This is a genomic window from uncultured Marivita sp. (assembly GCF_947488135.1).
Taxonomy (GTDB): domain Bacteria; phylum Pseudomonadota; class Alphaproteobacteria; order Rhodobacterales; family Rhodobacteraceae; genus Marivita.
Genome location: NZ_CANKYW010000028.1, coordinates 1 through 2,831, shown reverse-complemented (window position 1 = coordinate 2,831; position 2,831 = coordinate 1). Strand labels below are relative to the sequence as shown.

Annotated in this window: 1 protein-coding gene and 2 pseudogenes; 2 read left to right on the top strand and 1 reads right to left on the bottom strand. The window is 59.3% G+C overall.

All coding sequences use genetic code 11. The features are described 5' to 3' along the window. Positions 1-65 precede the first annotated feature (65 nt). Positions 66-874, top strand: a pseudogene (locus tag Q1B16_RS22230) (IS3 family transposase); the annotation flags it as partial. A 234-nt stretch (positions 875-1,108) separates the two neighbouring features. Here Q1B16_RS22230 and Q1B16_RS22225 read toward each other — a convergent pair. After that, positions 1,109-2,365, bottom strand: a complete 1,257-nt coding sequence (locus tag Q1B16_RS22225) for an IS110 family transposase (protein WP_299794575.1) — start codon at positions 2,363-2,365, stop codon at positions 1,109-1,111. A 137-nt stretch (positions 2,366-2,502) separates the two neighbouring features. On the opposite strand from Q1B16_RS22225, the pseudogene Q1B16_RS22220 reads away from it, so the two are divergent. Further along, positions 2,503-2,802, top strand: a pseudogene (locus tag Q1B16_RS22220) (transposase); the annotation flags it as partial. Positions 2,803-2,831 lie beyond the last annotated feature (29 nt).

The window sequence follows — 2,831 nt, the reverse complement described above, 5'->3', positions numbered from 1 at the left end:
TGACCTGCTCCCCTGAAAAGTCCGGCATTTCGGGTTAGGCTGTTCTCCAACTGAGGAGACAGACGATGAAGAGAAGCCGTTTCAGCGAAGAACAGATCATTGGCATCCTGAAGGAACACCAAGCAGGTCTGGGTGCAAAAGAGCTGTGCCGAAAGCACGGGATCAGCGATGCGACCTTCTACAAGTGGCGGTCGAAGTATGGCGGCATGGAGGTGTCCGACGCGCGGCGGCTGAAGACGCTGGAAAGCGAGAATGCCAAGCTGAAGAAGATGCTGGCCGAGCAGATGATGGATGTGGCGACGTTGAAAGAGATGCTTGGAAAAAACTTCTGAAGCCCGGTTCGAGGAGAAATGCTGTGAACTGGGCGATGAAGACCAAGGGCTACAATCAACGACGCGCCTGCGCGTTGGCCGGGATTGATCCGCGAGTGTATCGGCGCACGTCGAAGCGCCCTGCCGACACGGAACTGCGGGCCAGGATGAAAGAGTTGGCATCTGAACGGCGTCGGTTTGGCTATAGGCGGTTGCACATATTGCTGAAACGCGAAGGCTGGGAAGTGAACTGGAAGAAGCTGTATCGGCTCTACCGCGAAGAAGGGTTAACCGTTCGTAAGCGGGGCGGACGCAAGCGCGCAGTCGGCACCAGGGCACCCATGGCGATCCCTCAGGGGCCGAACCAAAGATGGTCGCTCGACTTCATGTCGGACGCACTGGAAGACGGGCGTCGGTTCCGGGTATTGAATGTGATCGACGACTTCAGCCGTGAATGCCTGGCCGCTGTCGTGGATACATCAATTGGAGGTGCGCGTGTCGCTCGTGAGTTGGATCGCATCGCCGAGTTACGCGGTTACCCGTGCATGGTGGTCTCGGACAACGTCCTATGTCGGGAAAATTTGGCTGCTTAGGTCAGCAGGTCATGGGACATCCGGCGAGCCGAATGCCCTGCTAAGGTTGCCCAGACGGGTTCTGCCGTCAAGAAATGATCTCTTCCATAGCAAACACAGGGTACGCGCGGTGGCGGCCCTCACCGTCCTCAATACGAGATTCCAAATCCCAAGCAGAAGGCCCGAACATTATCTACGAGGTCAGCAGGCTGCCTCCACGGCTCATCAGAGAGAGGTCCTTCCGCCTGGGCTCACCCCCTCGAAGAAGGGGCGATAGGGTTCGCCGTACTTGACCACGGCGTGTACGGTGCGCGCCATCTTGGCCGCGATCGCGGTGTACGCCTTGCGGCGCAGATGGGCGTTGTGTCGATCCTTCGAGATATAGCGCTCGAACTTGTCGCGAAAGCTGTTGGTCCGCTTGAGGACGGCGGTTTGGCCGGCCATCCAGAGCGTGCGCCGCAATCGGGCATTGCCGTACTTCGAGACGCGGCTCTGACCGCGGAACATGCCGGACTGGACTGTGGCGAGATCCATGCCGCAGAACTTCAGGAACTGCCGATGATGCCGGAACCGACGCAGGTCGCCAGCCTCGGCCAAGATGGTCATAGCGTTGATCGGGCCGATGCCGGGAATGCTCGTCAGCAACTGATAGTCGGACAGATCCGACAGCAACTCGACGGCCCGCGCTTCGATCTCATCGCGTTGCCGGATCAGGCTGCGGCCCTCTGCGAGAACGAGGCGAAACATGCGGACCGCGTCGGAATTTGGGTGGACGGGAAGTCCTACCGAACCAGCGGCCGTCGCGTAAATATCTGAAAGCAATTGTTCTTTCGACACCTTCCGGCCGACGACCTCCCAGGCATCAGCGATGAAATCGTCCCGGCTCATAGCCGAGATCATGTGTGGCGATGGGTACCTCTCCAAGAATGCCAGGAACCAATCTGTCCGTGAACTCCGGTGAAATCGCTCGGCCTCAGGAAAATACAGCGGCAGGTAGTGGGTCAGGATGCGGTGCCAGAGCTCAGTCTTCGAGCGTGAAACGATCTCGTGGGTCTTTGACAACTCCTGGATGTCGGCGGTCCCGACGACCAGCGGATCATGAAAAAACTGCACGGCGCCGATCTCCAGCATGTGCAGGATGACCTGGGCGTCCTTCGGGTCGTTCTTGTCCCAGCTGTTGTGCAGGGCCTCCCGCGTTCGGGCGAGGCCAACAGAAGACACGAGCTTCAGGTCGAAGCCCGCCTGGCCGAGATGATGCGCCAAGGTCCGATGATAGTTACTGGTCGCCTCGAACCCGATCCGCACCGGCAGGTCGTAGCTGGCGAGGGCCACGGATAGGCGCTGGAAGTCTTGCAGCGTGTTCATCACCGTCAAACGTCGGCGGCGCGTCTTTCCGGGAATGCCGATCAGCACCTCATGGCGGTGCTTGGAAATGTCGATGGCGACCAACAAGGTCGAGGCGGTAGTCTGAATAACGGTCATAGCCGGTCTCCTCATCAGTGTGGTTCATGCAAAACCACTGTTGAGACCTGAGACCCGGTTATGGCCACCCGCTACGCTATTCGAGGACTGCGCAGGCGGCCATAACCTACAAACAGCGCTTCTTCCCGACGTGCTACGGCACGGAGCTGACGTCAAACGCGATGCTGAAATGGCAGGAAGACCGCCAAGTCGGCTGGCACTACATCGCGCCGGGCAAGCCAATGCAGAACGGCTTGGTCGAGAGCTTCAACGGGCGGATGAGGGAGGAATGCCTGAACGAACACCTGTTCCCGTCTCTGCGCCATGCCTGCCGCATGATTGCGGCATGGCGCGCCGACTACAATCACCACCGCCCGCACTCGAGCCTCGACGGGCTCACTCCATGGGAGTATCACCAACGGTCAAGAGAGGACCAAACCCTGAACAGAGCTAACTGAAAAGCGCGGACTCGCAGGGGAGCAGGTCA

What these genes read in the sequence shown, in the direction of transcription:
- Q1B16_RS22225 (WP_299794575.1), bottom strand. Translation starts at nt 2,365, where the DNA reads ATGACCGTTATTCAGACTACCGCCTCGACCTTGTTGGTCGCCATCGAC.